The organism is Leisingera sp. SA32 (genome assembly GCF_056033425.1).
In genome coordinates this window covers 1-14,901 of record NZ_JBVYHB010000012.1, presented here as the reverse complement: position 1 = coordinate 14,901, position 14,901 = coordinate 1, and the positions used below count along the sequence as shown (strand labels likewise).

General features: G+C 64.9%; 17 protein-coding genes. 16 read left to right on the top strand and 1 reads right to left on the bottom strand.

Features of this window, described 5'->3' with window-relative positions:
* Positions 1–25 precede the first annotated feature (25 nt).
* Positions 26–898 (top strand): 50S ribosomal protein L11 methyltransferase, encoded by an 873-nt coding sequence (locus AC0IPL_RS15945; protein WP_474275548.1) that lies wholly within the window; start codon positions 26–28, stop codon positions 896–898.
* A gap of 103 nt (positions 899–1,001) precedes the next feature.
* Entirely contained in the window at positions 1,002–1,346 is a 345-nt protein-coding gene (locus AC0IPL_RS15940) for a hypothetical protein (protein WP_474275547.1), read from the top strand.
* Positions 1,347–1,444: 98 nt separating this feature from the next.
* Here AC0IPL_RS15940 and AC0IPL_RS15935 read toward each other — a convergent pair whose 3' ends face one another.
* Complete coding sequence (locus tag AC0IPL_RS15935; RefSeq protein ID WP_474275546.1) at positions 1,445–1,663, bottom strand: DUF1127 domain-containing protein; 219 nt, start codon at positions 1,661–1,663, stop codon at positions 1,445–1,447.
* A 326-nt stretch (positions 1,664–1,989) separates the two neighbouring features.
* Here AC0IPL_RS15935 and ruvC point away from each other — a divergent pair, with 326 nt between their 5' ends.
* The 14 genes from ruvC (at position 1,990) to ftsH (ending at position 14,779) form a co-directional block, all read left to right on the top strand.
* Positions 1,990–2,487 carry a crossover junction endodeoxyribonuclease RuvC gene (ruvC, locus tag AC0IPL_RS15930; RefSeq protein ID WP_474275544.1) on the top strand — a complete coding sequence of 166 codons (498 nt, stop codon included), beginning with the start codon at positions 1,990–1,992 and terminating at the stop codon, positions 2,485–2,487.
* A gap of 13 nt (positions 2,488–2,500) precedes the next feature.
* Entirely contained in the window at positions 2,501–3,190 is a 690-nt protein-coding gene (gene ruvA, locus AC0IPL_RS15925) for a Holliday junction branch migration protein RuvA (protein ID WP_474275542.1), read from the top strand.
* Positions 3,191–3,337: 147 nt separating this feature from the next.
* Positions 3,338–4,369 (top strand): Holliday junction branch migration DNA helicase RuvB, encoded by a 1,032-nt coding sequence (ruvB, locus tag AC0IPL_RS15920; RefSeq protein ID WP_474275539.1) that lies wholly within the window; start codon positions 3,338–3,340, stop codon positions 4,367–4,369.
* 287 nt (positions 4,370–4,656) lie between these two features.
* A complete protein-coding gene (locus tag AC0IPL_RS15915; protein ID WP_474275537.1) occupies positions 4,657–5,322 on the top strand; it encodes a hypothetical protein in 666 nt (221 codons plus the stop codon).
* Positions 5,322–5,864: an RNA 2',3'-cyclic phosphodiesterase gene (gene thpR / locus AC0IPL_RS15910; RefSeq protein ID WP_474275535.1), complete on the top strand. Its 543-nt coding sequence runs from the start codon at positions 5,322–5,324 to the stop codon at positions 5,862–5,864. The genes AC0IPL_RS15915 and thpR overlap by 1 nt, the downstream gene beginning before the upstream one ends.
* A gap of 61 nt (positions 5,865–5,925) precedes the next feature.
* A complete protein-coding gene (gene ybgC, locus AC0IPL_RS15905) occupies positions 5,926–6,309 on the top strand; it encodes a tol-pal system-associated acyl-CoA thioesterase (RefSeq protein ID WP_474275533.1) in 384 nt (127 codons plus the stop codon).
* A 107-nt stretch (positions 6,310–6,416) separates the two neighbouring features.
* Positions 6,417–7,112 (top strand): protein TolQ, encoded by a 696-nt coding sequence (gene tolQ, locus AC0IPL_RS15900; protein WP_474275532.1) that lies wholly within the window; start codon positions 6,417–6,419, stop codon positions 7,110–7,112.
* A 3-nt stretch (positions 7,113–7,115) separates the two neighbouring features.
* Entirely contained in the window at positions 7,116–7,607 is a 492-nt protein-coding gene (tolR, locus tag AC0IPL_RS15895; RefSeq protein ID WP_474275530.1) for a protein TolR, read from the top strand.
* A 15-nt stretch (positions 7,608–7,622) separates the two neighbouring features.
* A complete protein-coding gene (locus tag AC0IPL_RS15890; protein ID WP_474275528.1) occupies positions 7,623–8,777 on the top strand; it encodes an energy transducer TonB in 1,155 nt (384 codons plus the stop codon).
* Complete coding sequence (gene tolB, locus AC0IPL_RS15885; RefSeq protein ID WP_474275526.1) at positions 8,774–10,099, top strand: Tol-Pal system beta propeller repeat protein TolB; 1,326 nt, start codon at positions 8,774–8,776, stop codon at positions 10,097–10,099. The genes AC0IPL_RS15890 and tolB overlap by 4 nt, the downstream gene beginning before the upstream one ends.
* A gap of 87 nt (positions 10,100–10,186) precedes the next feature.
* Positions 10,187–10,699: a peptidoglycan-associated lipoprotein Pal gene (gene pal, locus AC0IPL_RS15880; RefSeq protein WP_474275524.1), complete on the top strand. Its 513-nt coding sequence runs from the start codon at positions 10,187–10,189 to the stop codon at positions 10,697–10,699.
* A 4-nt stretch (positions 10,700–10,703) separates the two neighbouring features.
* Positions 10,704–11,537 (top strand): tol-pal system protein YbgF, encoded by an 834-nt coding sequence (gene ybgF / locus AC0IPL_RS15875; RefSeq protein WP_474275522.1) that lies wholly within the window; start codon positions 10,704–10,706, stop codon positions 11,535–11,537.
* 5 nt (positions 11,538–11,542) lie between these two features.
* Complete coding sequence (tilS, locus tag AC0IPL_RS15870) at positions 11,543–12,787, top strand: tRNA lysidine(34) synthetase TilS (protein WP_474275519.1); 1,245 nt, start codon at positions 11,543–11,545, stop codon at positions 12,785–12,787.
* Between the two features lie 78 nt (positions 12,788–12,865).
* On the top strand, positions 12,866–14,779 hold the full coding sequence (gene ftsH, locus AC0IPL_RS15865; protein ID WP_474275517.1) for an ATP-dependent zinc metalloprotease FtsH: 1,914 nt from the start codon (positions 12,866–12,868) through the stop codon (positions 14,777–14,779).
* Positions 14,780–14,901: the final 122 nt, after the last annotated feature.

The window sequence follows — 14,901 nt, the reverse complement described above, 5'->3', positions numbered from 1 at the left end:
GCACAACAGTTTCAGGAGCGCCGCCATGACCACCTTCACCGCCCTCACCACCCTGACCGCAAAAGCCCAGGCCGAGGCGCTGGGCGAGGCGATGGAGCGACTGAACCCGGAACCCACCGGCATTGGCGTGTTCGAGATGGAAGACGGCTCCGGCCTGTGGGAGGTTGGCGGCTATTTCACCGAAGCACCGGATGAGGCGGGCCTCGCGCTTCTGGCGGCCATGCATGAGGCCAAGCCCTTTGTGGTGTCCGAAATTCCCGAAACCGATTGGGTTGCCCACGTGCGGCGCGAACTGGCGCCGGTCGAGGCGGGACGTTTCTTTGTCTATGGCAGCCATGACGCCGACAAGCTGCCAGAAGGGCGCATCCCGCTGCTGATCGAGGCGGCGATGGCGTTCGGCACCGGCCACCACGGCACCACGCTGGGCTGTCTGCTGGCGCTGGATCACCTGCTGGATCAGGGGTTTGAGGGCGCCAAGGTTGCCGACATCGGCTGCGGCACCGCGGTGCTGGCCATGGCGGCGGCACGGGTCTGGGACGGAGCCATCCTCGCCAGCGACATTGATGAGGTAGCGGTAGAGGTCGCTGAGGCAAACCTCAAGGCCAATGGCATGGCTGGTCAGGTCACCTGCCTGGAGGCCGCGGGCTTTGACAATCCCGCCCTTCAGGCGCAGGCGCCTTTCGATCTGATCTTCGCCAATATTCTCAAAGGACCGCTGGTGGCGCTGTCGCCGGATCTGGCTGCCAATCTGCGCCCTGGGGGCTATGCGATTCTGTCGGGTATCCTCAATGAGCAGGCGGATGATGTCATTGCAGTTTATGCACAGAATGGCATCAATCTGACCCGCCGCGAAGAGATTGGTGAATGGACGACGCTGCTGTTGAAGAAGGCAGGCTAGGTCTTAGGGCTTTTAAGCGAATTTTAGGTATTCGCCGCATTTTTGCCTCATTTCGATCCAATGATCGGCCATCCGAAGGTGGTGGCCGTTTTGGAGGTTGGAAATGGGCGAACATCGCAATCAGTTTCAATCGCGTCTGAAGCAGATCAGTCGCAAGCACGCGGCCCTGTCTGCGGGCTACTCGGCGCGGATGCAGCCGGACGGCCTGCTGGTGGCCAGGCCACTGCGGACCCCGTCGCACAGTATCCGGCGCAAGGTCGTTTATATCCTGGCCGCATTTGTGATCTGCAAGGCGGCTCTGATCGCAGCGCTTGGGACCGGCAGCTATGACGCGCGTGTGCTGAAACTGTCGCAGGGCGATCAAGTTGAGCAGATCGGGGCGCTGGTGATGCAGCGCGATCCGCTCAGCATGTTTCTGGCTCAGACGGTTGCGCCGCTCTGGGGCTGACGTCCCGGTTTTAATGCGAAAACGCCGCGGGCTGTGAGGCGCCGCGGCGTTACGTTTTTATCCTGAGGGATCTCAGAGACGGGCTGTGATCGCAGGTCTCAGAAGATCGGCCTGCCGTCGGCGACGTCGTCGATGTCGCCGCGGCACAGGCCGATATCGGACAGCTCGCGGTCGGACAGCGCCGACAGTGCATTGCGTGTTGCGCGCGCGTCGTTCCAGGCGACAAGGGCGCCGGTCGCGGTGGCAATCAGGCCGCCGATACGGCCAAAAAGGCCGGTGGACCCATAAACGGTGCGGGTGGTGTCAAATGCGGCCATGTCCTTGTCCTCTGGTCTGCTGTTGTCAACTGTCGCCGAATTGCGATGGCCGGCATTTAGAGTGGAACTTGGCCTCCGGCAAGAGGTGGATTTGCATGCGTCCCATGCAAATTTCGCATGGCTTTGCGCTATAAAAACAAGGGCTATACGCCCGGTTGCCGAAACCGGAAAAAATGTCGTTTTGCCTATCTGAATGGGTCGGTTTCAGACCATTCCCGACGCCATCATACAACCTGAGGTTATGGCAAAGAAATTGGACATGTTCGCGTTTTGTGCTATTCAGGGGGAAAATATCTTACAACAAGCGGGCAGGCAGCGGGCACAACATGCGGATTTTGGGAATCGATCCGGGGCTGCGCACCCTTGGATGGGGGGTCATCGAATCGAATGGCTCCCGGCTTTCACATGTCGCCAACGGGCTGTGCCAGTCCGACGGCGATGACCTCGGAGAGCGGCTGTTGTCGCTGCATAACCAGGTGAGCGAGGTCATCGCGGCCTATGCGCCGGATCAGGCGGCGATTGAACAGACCTTCGTGAACAAGGATGGCGCCGGCACGCTGAAGCTCGGCCAGGCGCGCGGCGTGGCTTTGCTGACCCTGGCCAAGGCAGGCTTGCCCGTGGGGGAATACGCGCCCAACCGGGTCAAGAAGACCGTGGTCGGCGTCGGCCATGCGGCGAAGGAGCAGGTCATCCACATGGTCAAGCTGCAACTGCCCGGCTGCACGCCCAAGGGCGCGGACGCGGCGGATGCGCTGGCGATTGCCATCTGCCACGCGTATTACGGTGCCACAGGTCAGCGCCAGCTGAAGGAGAAACGCGCATGAACGGCAGGCACGCATGATAGGAAAACTGACAGGACGGCTGGACTATCGGACGCAGGACCACGTGCTGATCGACGTCCGCGGCGTGGGCTACATCGTCTATTGCTCCGACCGTACCCTGGCGGCATTGCCTGCGCCGGGCGATCCGGTGGCGCTTTATACCGACATGGTGGTGCGCGAGGATCTGATGCAGCTCTACGGCTTCACCTCGCTGGTCGAAAAGGAGTGGCACCGGCTGCTGACATCCGTTCAGGGGGTTGGCGCCAAAGTCTCTTTGGCAATCCTCGGTGCGCTGGGTCCGGATGGGGTCAGCCGGGCTATCGCCTTGGGGGATTGGGCTGCGGTCAAGGCGGCCAAGGGCGTCGGCCCCAAGACCGCACAGCGGATCGTGCTGGATCTCAAGGACAAGGCGCCCGGCGTGATGGCGATGGGCGGCACCGTGATGGATGCAATGGACGGGCCGGGCCCGGAGGTGTTCGAGGACGCCGAGGCGGCTGCAACTGCGAAACCGGTCCGCAAATCCGCCCCGAAGAAACCCAGCGGCGCGGCGGCGGCCTCCGCCGGGGCGCTGTCGGCGCTGGGGAATCTGGGATATGGTCCCTCGGATGCCGCCGCCGCGGTGGCGGAAGCCGCAGCAGCCAGCCCGGAAGCGGATGAGCCAGAATTGATCCGCGCCGCCTTGCGCCTGCTCGCACCAAAGGGATGAGAGAATTGGGCACACGCCGCCAGACCCCCGTCAGGCCGATAGGCCGGGCAGCACCCGATCGCCCCAAGAGCGGGCACTTCGTGCCGACCCACGGTCGGCCGCTGCCCGGCGCAAACCTATGCACGAACGCCATAGCAGGGTCTTACAATGATTGACGCCGACCCCGCCCTGCGCCCGGATCCGCTGCCCGAAGACAGCGCGGCGGAGAACGACCGCGCTCTGCGCCCGCAGGGGCTGGGCGAATTCATCGGCCAGGCCGAAGCCCGCGCCAACCTGCGCGTCTTTATCGAAAGTGCGCGCCGCCGGGGCGAGGCGATGGACCACACGCTGTTCCACGGCCCGCCCGGCCTCGGCAAGACCACGCTGGCCCAGATTGTGGCGCGCGAGCTGGGGGTCAACTTCCGCATGACCTCTGGCCCGGTGCTGGCCAAGGCCGGGGATCTGGCGGCGATCCTGACCAATCTCGAATCCCGCGACGTTCTGTTCATCGACGAGATCCACAGGCTGAATCCGGCGGTTGAGGAAGTGCTCTATCCGGCGATGGAGGATTTCGAGCTGGATCTGGTGATCGGCGAAGGCCCGGCGGCGCGCACGGTGCGGATCGAGTTGCAGCCGTTCACGCTGGTGGGGGCCACCACCCGCATGGGGCTGCTGACAACGCCGCTGCGCGACCGCTTTGGCATTCCGACCCGACTGCAGTTTTATACAACTGAGGAATTGTTCGAAATCGTCAGCCGCAACGCCCGCAAGCTGGGCGCGCCCGCGGAGGATGACGGCGCCCTTGAGATCGCCCGGCGCGCCCGTGGCACTCCCAGGATTGCAGGGCGGCTGTTGCGCCGCGTGGTGGACTTCGCCGTGGTCGAGGGCGATGGACGTATCACCCGCGCGCTGGCCGACGGTGCCTTGACCCGTCTGGGCGTGGACAAACTGGGGCTTGATGGCGCGGATCGGCGGTATCTCAAGCTGATTGCGGAGAACTACGGTGGTGGCCCGGTGGGGATCGAGACCCTCTCAGCCGCCCTGTCAGAGAGCCGGGACGCGCTGGAAGAGGTGATCGAACCCTACCTTTTGCAGCAGGGGTTGATCCAGCGCACGCCGCGCGGGCGGATGCTGGCACAGAAGGCCTGGACCCACATGGGGCTGACCCCGCCGCGCAACCAGACCGATTTGTTCGGCTGAAGGGCGGGCCTTATACTATAAGTTGTGTCAGCCCTGCTGCCCAATTGTTTCGCGTGCGAAACAATGCGTCAGTCTTGCTGTCCTATTGGCCGGGTAGCCCGTTTCAACGGCTGCACCTGTCGCCAAGTCGCGCTCCCGCCCGGCGCGGGCGCATCCTGGATGCGCATGCGCCCGTTGGGCCGGGCGCCACGCTAGCGCGTGGCGCGGCCTCCCGCGGGAGGCTTACGCGCACCCTTGCCCGACAACAGCGCAGGCGGCATAGACGGGACAAGAGTAAGGAGACGCCCATGACCGCCCAGCTGCCAAACCTGACGCCCGACCAGATCGAAGCCCTGTTCACCCGCCACGACGGCACCTATGCCTTCGCCCGCTGGGGGCGGCCGGTGGCGCCGATCGTGTTTGGGGTTGAGGACGAGACGCTGAAGATCATCAAGGGCGCCGTAGAGGCCGTGATGACGCTGGCGGGGCACCAGATGGCCGAAACAGACCCCGAACTGGGTTCGAACCTGATGTTCTTTTTCTTCCGCGATTGGGACGAATTGCTTGCGGTGCCGGATCTCGACCGAATGATCCCGGATCTGGCACCGCTGGTCGCGCGGCTGAAGCACGGTGATGCCAGCCAGTACCGTGCGTTCCGCTTTGACGACCAGGGCGGCATCCGGGCGGCCTTTGTCTTTCTGCGGATGGCAGGGGCGATGGCTCAGCTGCCGGCCGAGACGCTGGCGCTTACCCAGGCGGTGCAGGTGGCGCTGCTGTGGGGCGACCAGGCCTTTGCCGAGACGTCGCCGCTGGCGGTCCTGCCGGAAACCGGCGCCACCATTCTGCGGCCCGAGATCGCGGGTGTCATTGCCGCCGGCTATGATCGCATGATGCCGGTGGCCGCACAGGACAAATCCCACGCGCTGCGGTTGTTTGCGCGGCTACAGGCGCCGACGGAACCGCAGCAAAGCTGATGCGGGCTTTTGTCGGCCTGCCACTGCCCGATGCAGCCCTTGACGTCTTGGAGCGCGTTCAGGAGGGGCTGACGGTGGGGCGGCATGTGGCAGCTGACAACATGCATCTGACGCTGGCGTTTCTGGACGATCAGCCGGAGCAGCACCTGCAAGCGCTGCATCAGGAGCTGGCGGAAATCACCGCGCCGCCAATACAGCTGACCTTTCGCGGGCTGGAGTTGTTTGGCGGCAAGCTGCCGCGGGTGCTGGCAGCCGAGGTTGAGAAAACGCCGCAGCTCAACCACCTGTGCAAGCGGGTGCGCAGCGCCTGCCATCTGGCGGAGATCGCGCTGCCCCGCGCCCGCTTCCGTCCGCATGTGACCCTGGCGCGGTTTCGCCGCCAGATGCAGCCGGGACAGGTGGAGAAGATCGCGCGGTTCCTGACTGACGCTTCTGGCTTTGCGCTGACGGCGCAGATCGAGAGCTTTGCATTGTATCAGTCAACGCTGGCCCCGGATGGCGCGCGCTACGACGTTCTGGCGCAGTATCCGCTGACCGGCTGAGGCGCTTGTGGGCCACGGGCGCTGGTCCTAATGTGCGCCGCATCAGCCAGGAGAGCAGAGCATGCGCCATGAATTTCCCGTTCGGGTCTATTACGAGGACACCGATATGGGCGGGATCGTCTATCACGCCAATTATCTGCGCTTCATCGAACGCGCCCGCAGCGACTGGGTGCGCGGCATCGGTGTCGATCAGAACGCCATGCGCGAGGCCGGGCTGATCTATGTGGTGCGCCGGATTGAGGCGGACTATCTGGCGCCGGCGAAATTCGACGAGGAGCTGTTGGTCACCACCTCCCTGCATGCGGTGACACCTGCGCGCATGGCCCTGATCCAGGAGGTCACTCGCGATGGTCAGCCCCTGTTCCGCGCCGAGGTCACCATCGTCTGCATCACCACCGGTGGCAGGCCCGCACGGCTGCCGGCAGAGATTCGCGCATTGCGGTAACAATCGGCGCTGTCACGCCTGTTTCATTGGCCTTTCGGTTTGTTCTGAGCTAGCGTTGCTGCCAATAAAGGCCGGATAAACGGCCGTGACATCATAGAGCAGGCGAAATGGAAGCAGAAACTCTGGCGCTGGCGCAGGAGATTGATTTCTCCATGTGGGGTCTATTCGCGCGGGCCACCGTAACCGTGAAACTGGTGATGCTGATGCTGGTTGCAGCCTCTGTCTGGTCCTGGGGCATCATCATTCAGAAGATGATAAATTACCGTCAGGCGCGGCGCGAGGCAGAGGCGTTCGATCAGGCCTTCTGGTCCGGCAATCCGCTGGATGGGCTGTTTGACCAGGTCGGGGCCGAGCCGCCTGGGTCGGCGGCGCGGATCTTTGCCGCAGGTATGACCGAGTGGCGGCGCAGCCATCGCAGTGATGGTGCGTTGATCCCGGGTGCGCAGGCGCGCATCGACCGGTCGATGGATGTGGCCATCGCAAAGGAAACCGAAAGCCTGCAAAGTGGTCTGCCGGTGCTGGCGACCGTCGGTTCCACCGCGCCCTTTGTCGGCCTGTTCGGCACCGTCTGGGGCATCATGACCGCCTTCATCGAGATCGCGGAGCAGCAGAACACCAACCTGGCTGTGGTGGCGCCGGGCATCGCCGAAGCCTTGATGGCCACGGGGCTGGGGCTGCTTGCAGCAATCCCGGCGGTGATCTTCTATAACAAGCTGAGCGCGGACAGCGACCGGATCATCGGCGGCTACGAAGCCTTTGCCGATGAGTTCGCAACCATCCTCAGCCGCCAGCTGGATTCCTGAGCCATGGGTGCCGCAGTCCAGCAACCCCAAGGTGGCGGCAACCGCCGTCGTGGGCGGGGCCGTCGCCGGGGGCGGCCGATGTCGGAAATCAACGTCACGCCCTTTGTGGACGTGATGCTGGTGCTGCTGATCATCTTCATGGTGGCCGCGCCCCTGATGACCGTCGGCGTGCCGGTGGAGCTGCCCAAGACCGCCGCCGGCGCCTTGCCCGGCGACGAGGAAGAGCCGCTGACTGTGACCATGACTGCCGAAGGCGGGGTGGAAATCCAGACCACGCCGGTGGCACGGGATCAGCTGGTGCCGAAACTGCGGGCGATTGCAGCGGAACGCGCCTCGGACCGGGTGTTCCTGCGGGCCGATGGGCGCATCGCCTATGCAGATGTGATGCAGGTGATGGGCGCGCTTAATGCGGGCGGGTTCTCGAACGTGGGGCTGGTGACGGACACCGGCGGCCCGCCACTGGATGGCCAGCCGTCCGGGGGCGACGGGCAATAGGCGGGGACGCACAGGGTGCAGACCGGGACCAAAATCTCACTTGCGGGGCATGGGCTCTTGATGGGCTGGGTCGTCTTTGGCGCCTGGTTCCCGTCTGAACCCTTGCCGTTCGAGGTGCAGCAGGTGGCGCTGATCTCGTCCGAACAGTTCGAGAAGCTGAGCCAACGGCGCCAGGCGCCTGAGCTGTCGCCGGAGCTGGCGCCACTGACGGAGCCGGCGGCGGTGCAACCCGCGCCGGAGCCGACACCGCAGCCTGATCGCGAACCGGAGATCACCCAGCCAGAGCCGGTGGTGCCGCCGACGCCCGATCCCGAGGTGGAAAGCCGCCCCGAGCCACGGCCCGAGCCGGAGCTGGCGCAGCAGATCGCACCGCCGGAGTCGGAGCCGGAAATCACCGAGATCCAGCCGCAGCCGCGCCCCGAGGCAGAGCTGCGCCCGGTGGACCGGGTTGCGCCAGTTCCGGTGGCGCCGCCGGAGCCGGACGTGGCGGTGGATGAGGTCGAACAGCCCGAGGTCGCGCCCGAGGAGGGCGCAGAGGCACCGCAGGAGGTGCAGGAGGCCACCGCGCCCGAAGCCGCCAGTGACCGCATCGTGACCGAGGAAAACGAAGGCGACGAGATCGCCGCCTCTGCCGCACCGACGACCTCGGTGCGGCCGCGCGCGCGACCCGACCGCCCCGACCCGGCGCCCGCACCGGCGGTCACCGAAACCGCCCAATCTGCGGAGCCGGAGCGGCCGGAACAGCCAGAGGAACGTGCACAGGCTGATACGTCATCGGCGGTTGAGGATGCGCTGGCCGAAGCCCTGGCCGGTGGCGCCGAGGTGGAAGCACCCGAGCCGTCCGGCCCGCCGCTGACGCTCGGCGAAAAAGATGCGTTGCGGGTGGCTGTGTCACAGTGCTGGAATGTCGGCTCTTTGTCGACGGAGGCACTGAACACAACCGTGGTGGTTGGCGTTACCCTGCAAGAGTCCGGCAAGCCGGATACGGGCTCCATCCGGATGCTCTCCAGCAGCGGGGGATCGGCTGCGGCGGCCAAACAGGCCTATGAGGCGGCGCGCCGGGCAATTATTCGCTGTGGCAGCAGGGGGTTTAATCTACCTGCTGAAAAATACGACCATTGGCGCGACATCGAGATGACATTCAATCCTGAAAGGATGCGGATCAAATGAGGAATTTCCTGGCAGCACTTCTGATCGGAGCCTCGGCACTGACCGGGGCGGATGCGGCCTTGGCGCAGAACGGGCCGCTCCGCATTGAAATCGACCAGGGTGTGATCGAGCCCTTGCCCTATGCGGTGCCGGATTTCGTGCCGGAAACGCCGGCCGCGGCGGAATATGCCAGCCAGATCGCCCGGGTGATTGCCGCGGATCTCAGCGGCACGGGCCTGTTCCGCGAAGTGCCCGCCAGCGCGCATATCTCGACCGTGACCGGCTTTGACGACCCGGTGAATTACGCCGACTGGAAAGCGGTGAACGCGCAGGCGCTGATTACTGGAGCGGTTGGCATCAACGGCAATCGGCTGACGGTGCGCTTTCGCGGCTATGACGTGTTCGCCGAGAGCGAGCTGGGCAGCGGCTTGCAGTTCACCGGCACCACCGACGGCTGGCGGCGGATGGCGCACAAGGTGGCTGACGCGATCTACAGCCGGATCACCGGCGAGAGCGGTTATTTCGACAGTCGGGTGGTCTATGTCTCCGAAAGCGGCCCCAAGAACGACCGCCGCAAGCGGCTTGCCATCATGGATTATGACGGCGCCAATGTGCAGTTCCTGACCAACAGCGCGTCATTGGTGCTGGCACCGCGTTTCTCACCCACCGGCGACCGGGTGCTGTATACCAGCTACGAGAGCGGTTTCCCGCAAATCCACGTGCTGGATGTGGGGCAGGTGCAGCGCAAGGTTCTGTCCAGCGGTGATGGCACGATGAGCTTTGCGCCGCGGTTTGCGCCGGACGGGCGTACCGTGGTCTATTCTCAGACCCAGGGCGGCAATACGGATCTGTACACCATGGACATCAGCACCGGGGCCAAGACCCGGCTGACCTCCGCGCCCTCAATCGAGACGGCGCCCTCCTTCTCGCCCGACGGCAGCCAGATCGTGTTCGAGAGCGACCGCTCCGGCAGCCAGCAGCTGTATGTGATGCCAGCAGGCGGCGGCGAGGCGCGGCGGATCAGCTTCGGCAAGGGGCGCTATGGCACCCCGGTGTGGTCGCCGCGCGGGGACATGATTGCCTTTACCAAGCAGAACAAGGGCCGGTTCCACATTGGCGTGATGCGCACCGACGGCAGCGAGGAGCGCCTGCTGACGGCCTCTTTCCTAGATGAGGGGCCGACCTGGGCCCCCAATGGGCGCGTCATCATGTTCACCCGCGAAAGTCAGGGCAGCACCGGGCGGGCCCTGTTGTATTCGGTGGACATTACCGGCCGCAACCTGAAGCCGGTGAAGACGCCCGACGGGGCCTCTGACCCGGCCTGGTCACCACTGCAACACTAACGGCAAGAGGCGGCGACAGCCGCATGGAACCCGGATCGCGGTTGTGTTAGCGTCGGGTCAAGAAACGCAAAGGGATAGGCGGACATCATGAGCGGTTTCAAATTGGCAATTGCGGCAGTGGCCGTACTGGGGCTGACAGCCTGTGGAAACACCCCCTGGAGCGATGACGTGAACGGCAGCGTTGGCGCTGGTGACGGCGGTGCGGGCCTTGGCGCCGCGGCGTTGGACCCGGCCAGCCCGGCCTACTTCCGGCAGACCGTTGGCGACCGGGTGCTGTTTGCCAACGACCAGTCCAGCCTGTCGCCCGCGGCGCAGGCTACCCTGCAGGGGCAGGCGCGCTGGCTGGCCCAGAACCCCGATTACGTGGTCACCATCGAGGGGCACGCGGACGAGAAGGGTACCCGTGAATACAACCTTGGCCTCGGCGCCAAGCGCGCCAATGCGGCGCGCGAGTACCTGATTTCGCAGGGAATAGCCGGCAGCCGCATCAAAGTCGTCAGCTTTGGCAAGGAACGCCCGCTTGAAATCTGCTCGGAAGAAAGCTGCTATGCCAAGAACCGGCGCGCCGTCACCGTGCTGGCCGGCGGTCTGGTGGGGTAACGCGATGAAACGCCTTCGCACCGTGCTATTGGCCACCGTGATGGCGCTGCCGTTGCCGTTGGCGGCGCAGGACCAGCAGACGCTGGCGGACATCCGCCAAGAGCTGACGGTGTTGCATGTGGAAGTCCAGCGGCTGAAGCGGGAGTTGTCGACAACCGGCTCGCCTTTGGCCGACGCCTCTGGCAGCACCGTTCTGGACCGGGTCGGCGCGATCGAGAGCGAATTGCAGCGGCTGACATTGCAGACCGAGACCCTGGAGAACCGGATCAACCGCATCGTCACGGATGGCACCAACCGGATCGGTGACCTGGAATTCCGTCTGGTCGAGCTGGAGGGCGGCGACGTCGGCGCCCTGGGTGAGACCTCTACCCTCGGCGGTGGGGAGCTGCCGGGGGCACCGGGCCTGGACACTCCGGTTGCAGGTCCAGAGACGGGCAACGCTGGCGGCGAATTGGCGGTGGGCGAGCAGGCGGATTTTGACGCTGCCGAGGCGCTTCTGGCCGAGGGGCAGTATCAGGACGCCGCCGAGAAATTCGCGGCATTCAACCAGGCCTATCCCGGCAGCCCGCTGGCGCCCGCAGCGGAATTCAGCCGCGGCAAGGCGCTGGACGGCCTGGGCGATACCCGCGAGGCGGCGCGCGCCTATCTGGCGGCATTCAGCGCCAATTCCGCCGGGCCGGTGGCGCCAGAGGCGCTGTTTGAACTGGGCGCGGCGCTGGGGCGGCTGGGCCAGACCGATCAGGCCTGCGTGACGCTGGCAGAGGTCGGCGTCCGCTTTCCGGGCGCGGCGCCGGTGGCCCAAGCGCAGGCCGAGATGGACACGCTGGGCTGTTCTTGACGGGGGTGCGGCGGGATATCCTGGGCCTCTTGCGCAGTCAGTTTCCGCCCGAGCCTCCCGCCAGATTGGGCATTGCCGTCTCGGGCGGGAGTGATTCGATGGCGCTGCTGCATCTGATGCAGGCTTGTTTCGCAGATGACCCGGTTACGCTGTTCGCCGCCACCATCGACCACCGTCTGCGACCTGAGGCTGCCGAAGAGGCGGCCTTTGTCGGCCGCACCGCGGAAAAATTAGGCATCCAGCACGAAACCATCGAATGGCGCGAGGGGCCGGGCGCAGGCAATCTGCAAAGCCAGGCTCGCGAGGCGCGATACGCGCTGCTGACCAACTGGGCCAGACGCAAGGACATCCCTGTCCTGTGTGTGGCACACACGGCCGATGACCAGGCCGAGACCTTGCTGATGCGGATGGCGCGCGCGGCAGGGGTGTCGGGGCTGTCGGGCATGCCGCCGAGCCGGGTTCACAACGGGGTCACCCTGATGCGACCGTTGCTGGAAATCACCCGCAGCGAGCTGCGCCAGTATCTGGCCGAAGGCGGTCACGACTGGTGCGAGGATCCCAGCAACAGCGACCTGCGCTACGAACGGGTGCGCGCCCGGCGCGCGCTGGCAGAGCTGGCGCCTTTGGGCCTGACGCCAACGGTGCTGTCCAAGGTGGCGCAGCATATGGCCAAGGCCCGCGAGGCGCTGGACTGGTATGTTTTCCTGGCCGCGCGTGACATGGCGCATGTGCAGGCGGGCGCTGTGGTGCTGTGCCAGCGCAAGTTTCGCACCCTGCCCAGCGAGACCGGATACCGGTTGCTGGTCAAGGCCATCCAGTGGGTGTCCGCCAGCCCCTATCCGCCGCGGCGGGTGCCGATGGACATCGCCGTCTTGGCGGCGCGCAACGGGGGGGCGGCGACGGTGTCGGGCTGCCATTTGCTGACCACCTCCAAGCAAATCTGGATCTGCCGGGAGCATAATGCGCTGCGCGACGAGGTCGCACTGCCGGGCCAGTTGTGGGACAGGCGCTGGACGGTTTTTGGCGGGGATGCCAAGGATTGCGAGGTGCGCGCGCTTGGTCGCAAGGGGCTGGCGGGCAGCGCGACCTGGCGTCCCGCCGGGGTGCCGCTGCCGGTGTTGGAAGCGACCCCCGCGTTGTGGCGCGGCGCTGCGCTGATCGCCGCGCCCGCGGCCGGATTTGGCAATGGTTGGGTCGCGGAACACGTCGGAAACGAAGAAGAGTTCTTCGCATCCCTTTTATCGCATTGAACCTGCCCGAATGATCCTTATTTTAAGGGCAACGCAGGCGGCCGGTCAGGCGCGCCTAAATGATAGGGAGAACTTTCCTTGGGCAACGCTCGCAATATCGCCTTTTGGGTTGTTCTGTTTCTGCTGATCCTGGCGCTGTTCAATTTGTTCAGCGGTTCCGGCAGCACGATGCAGAGCCGTGAACGCACTTTCTCTGACTTTGTCAGCTCGGTCGAGACCGGCAAGGTCAGCACCGTCACCCTCGACGGAGAACAGGTGCGCTACACCACCACCGACGGGCAGAACTATGTCACCATCAAACCGGGCGACGCCGAAGTCACCGCGCTGCTGATCGAGAACGATATCCCCGTGCGCGCTGAAAAGCAGCAGCAGTCGGGCTTTCAGTCGTTCCTGATCACGCTGCTGCCGTTTGTGCTGCTGATCGGTGTCTGGATCTATTTCATGAACCGGATGCAGGGCGGCGGCAAAGGCGGCGCCATGGGGTTTGGCAAATCGAAGGCCAAGATGCTGACGGAAAAACACGGCCGCGTCACTTTTGACGATGTTGCCGGTATCGACGAGGCCAAGGAAGAGCTGGAAGAGATCGTCGAATTCTTGCGCAACCCGCAGAAGTTCTCGCGCCTGGGGGGCAAGATCCCCAAGGGCGCGCTGCTGGTCGGCCCTCCGGGCACCGGTAAGACGCTGCTGGCGCGTGCCATCGCAGGCGAGGCCGGGGTGCCGTTCTTCACCATCTCCGGTTCGGATTTTGTGGAAATGTTCGTCGGCGTTGGGGCCTCCCGTGTGCGCGACATGTTTGAACAGGCCAAGAAGAACGCGCCGTGCATCGTGTTCATCGATGAAATCGACGCGGTGGGGCGTCACCGTGGCGCCGGTTACGGCGGCGGCAATGATGAGCGCGAGCAGACCCTGAACCAGCTGCTGGTGGAAATGGACGGTTTTGAGGCCAACGAGGGTGTCATCATCCTGGCCGCCACCAACCGCAAGGACGTGCTGGACCCGGCGCTGCTGCGTCCCGGCCGCTTTGACCGCAATGTCACCGTCGGCAACCCCGACATCAAGGGCCGCGAGAAGATCCTGGGCGTGCATGCGCGCAAGACGCCGCTGGGTCCGGATGTCGACCTGCGCATCATCGCGCGCGGTACGCCGGGGTTCTCTGGTGCGGATCTGGCCAACCTGGTCAACGAGGCCGCGCTGATGGCAGCTCGCGTTGGCCGCCGCTTTGTCACCATGGAAGATTTCGAATCGGCCAAGGACAAGGTGATGATGGGGGCCGAACGGCGGTCCATGGTGCTGACCCAGGACCAGAAGGAAAAGACCGCTTATCATGAAGCAGGCCATGCGGTTGTCGGCCTGATGCTGCCGGAATGCGACCCGGTCTACAAGGCGACGATCATCCCACGGGGTGGGGCGCTGGGGATGGTGGTGTCCCTGCCTGAGATGGACCGGCTGAACTGGCACCGCGATGAATGTCAGCAAAAACTGGCGATGACCATGGCCGGCAAGGCGGCGGAAATCATCAAATACGGCGAGGATCACGTCTCTAATGGTCCGGCCGGGGATATTCAGCAGGCCAGCCAGCTGGCGCGTGCCATGGTGCTGCGCTGGGGCATGTCGGACAAGGTCGGCAATATCGACTATGCCGAAGCGCATGAGGGCTATTCCGGCAATACCGCGGGTTTCTCGGTCTCGGCAAACACCAAGGAGCTGATCGAGGAAGAAGTGAAGCGCTTCATCCAGGACGGGTATGAGCGCGCCTTTCAGATCCTGTCTGACCACAAGGAAGAGTGGGAGCGTCTGGCGCAGGGACTGCTGGAGTATGAGACCCTGACCGGCGATGAGATCAAACGGGTGATGAAGGGCGAACCGCCGCAGGCGGGCGACGACGGGGATGGCGGCGAGGATGAAGGCACTGCCTCTGTCACCGCGATCCCGAAGGCGAAGCCCAAGAAATCGCCGCCCGAAGGCGATCTGGAGCCGGAGCCCACGGCCTGATCACCGCCTGAGACCTTGATGCTGCGCCCCGCAATCCGTTCTGGTTTGCGGGGCGTTTGCGTTGCGCACTTTGTTGGCAGGTGGGGTGGCGGGGCCGCGGCGGGCAGCCATGCTGCCCGCCG

Excerpts from the sequence above, each read along its gene's own strand:
- tolR (WP_474275530.1), top strand. The coding sequence starts at position 7,116 with ATGGGTGCCGCAGTCCAGCAACCCCAAGGTGGCGGCAACCGCCGTCGT.
- thpR (WP_474275535.1), top strand. The coding sequence starts at position 5,322 with ATGCGGGCTTTTGTCGGCCTGCCACTGCCCGATGCAGCCCTTGACGTC.
- AC0IPL_RS15935 (WP_474275546.1), bottom strand. The coding sequence starts at position 1,663 with ATGGCCGCATTTGACACCACCCGCACCGTTTATGGGTCCACCGGCCTT.
- ruvA (WP_474275542.1), top strand. The coding sequence starts at position 2,501 with ATGATAGGAAAACTGACAGGACGGCTGGACTATCGGACGCAGGACCAC.
- tolB (WP_474275526.1), top strand. The coding sequence starts at position 8,774 with ATGAGGAATTTCCTGGCAGCACTTCTGATCGGAGCCTCGGCACTGACC.
- pal (WP_474275524.1), top strand. The coding sequence starts at position 10,187 with ATGAGCGGTTTCAAATTGGCAATTGCGGCAGTGGCCGTACTGGGGCTG.
- AC0IPL_RS15945 (WP_474275548.1), top strand. The coding sequence starts at position 26 with ATGACCACCTTCACCGCCCTCACCACCCTGACCGCAAAAGCCCAGGCC.
- AC0IPL_RS15940 (WP_474275547.1), top strand. The coding sequence starts at position 1,002 with ATGGGCGAACATCGCAATCAGTTTCAATCGCGTCTGAAGCAGATCAGT.
- tolQ (WP_474275532.1), top strand. The coding sequence starts at position 6,417 with ATGGAAGCAGAAACTCTGGCGCTGGCGCAGGAGATTGATTTCTCCATG.
- ruvC (WP_474275544.1), top strand. The coding sequence starts at position 1,990 with ATGCGGATTTTGGGAATCGATCCGGGGCTGCGCACCCTTGGATGGGGG.
- ybgF (WP_474275522.1), top strand. The coding sequence starts at position 10,704 with ATGAAACGCCTTCGCACCGTGCTATTGGCCACCGTGATGGCGCTGCCG.
- ruvB (WP_474275539.1), top strand. The coding sequence starts at position 3,338 with ATGATTGACGCCGACCCCGCCCTGCGCCCGGATCCGCTGCCCGAAGAC.
- AC0IPL_RS15915 (WP_474275537.1), top strand. The coding sequence starts at position 4,657 with ATGACCGCCCAGCTGCCAAACCTGACGCCCGACCAGATCGAAGCCCTG.
- ybgC (WP_474275533.1), top strand. The coding sequence starts at position 5,926 with ATGCGCCATGAATTTCCCGTTCGGGTCTATTACGAGGACACCGATATG.